Consider the following 1,530-nt stretch of genomic DNA (forward strand, 5'->3'; position numbering starts at 1 on the left):
CGGGCGTAACGGATGACTACCGAACAGGGAGCAAGCAATGTTCAACCCAGCTAACGAAACCCACTTCAGCCTGACCGTTGAAGACTACGTCGGCGACCTGCAAGTGCTGTCGTTCACCGGCACCGAAGGCATCAGCCAGCCGTATCGCTTCGACCTGGAACTGGTCAGCGAAAACCCCGATCTGGACCTGGAAAAGCTCCTGCACAAACAGGCATTCCTCGCGCTCGATCCACAAGGTTCCGGCATCCACGGCCAGATCTACCGCGTCGCCCAAGGCGATGCCGGCAAACGCCTGACCCGCTACAAAATCTCCCTGGTGCCGCACCTGCAATACCTGCACCACCGCACCAACCAGCGCATCTACCAACAGATGTCCGCACCGAAAATCATCGCGCTGATCCTCGACGAGCACGGCATCAAGGGCAACGCCTACCGCTTCCAGCTCAGCCAGCCCTGCCCGGACCGCGACTACTGCGTGCAGTACGACGAAACCGACCTGCACTTCGTCCAACGCCTGTGCGAAGAAGAAGGCATTCACTACCACTTCCAGCACAGCTCCAAAGGTCATCTGTTGGTATTCGGCGACGACCAGACCGTGTTCCCGAAACTCGGCCAGCCCACGGCGTATGTGCAAGGCAGCGGCATGGTCGCCGACGAACCGGTGATCAAAGGCTTCAAACTGCGCCTGGAAACCCGCACCGGCCGCGTCACCCGCCGCGACTACGACTTCGAAAAACCACGCCTGCAACTCGAGTCCGCCTACAAACCCGAGGCGCAAAGCGACGCGCCGGACCTCGAAGACTACGACTACCCCGGCCGCTTCATCGACCGCGCACGCGGCAAATTCCTCAGCCAACGCGCCCTCGAACGCCACCGCGCCGACTACCGCCAGGCCGAAGGCAAAAGCGATCAGACCACCCTGGTCAGCGGCCACTTCCTGGAAATGTCCGACCACCCGCGCACCGAGTGGAACGACCTCTGGCTGCTCACCGAAATCTTCCACGAAGGCAAACAACCGCAAGTCCTCGAAGAGTCGGTGACCAGCGACACCACCGACAAAAAGGACGACTTCCACCAGGGCTACCGCAACCGCTTCCTCGCCACCCCGTGGGACGTGTTCTACCGCCCGGCGCTGGAACACCCGAAACCCCGCGTCCTCGGCAGCCAGACCGCCATGGTCACCGGCCCCAAAGGCGAAGAAATCCACTGCGACCAATACGGCCGCATCAAAGTGCAATTCCACTGGGACCGCGAAGGACTGGCTGACGACAAAACCAGCTGCTGGATGCGCGTCTCCTCCAGTTGGGCCGGCGATCGCTACGGCGCCATCGCCATCCCGCGCATCGGCATGGAAGTGCTGGTGACCTTCCTCGAAGGCGATCCCGATCAGCCGCTGGTGACTGGGTGCCTGTATCACAAGGAAAATCAGGTTCCGTACGACCTGCCGGCGAACAAAACCCGCACCGTATTCAAAACCCTCAGCTCCCCGGGGGGCGGTGGGTTTAATGAATTGCGGATTGAAGACAAGAA

1 protein-coding gene is annotated in these 1,530 nt (G+C 61.2%); it reads left to right on the forward strand.

Features of this window, described 5'->3' with window-relative positions; genetic code table 11:
• Positions 1-37: 37 nt before the first annotated feature.
• On the forward strand, positions 38-1,530 hold a 1,493-nt coding region (locus KGB03_RS03705), incomplete at its 3' end, for a type VI secretion system tip protein VgrG (RefSeq protein WP_223526372.1).

Source organism: Pseudomonas sp. BF-B-26 (genome assembly GCF_019956495.1).
In the GTDB taxonomy this organism is placed as follows: Bacteria; Pseudomonadota; Gammaproteobacteria; order Pseudomonadales; family Pseudomonadaceae; genus Aquipseudomonas.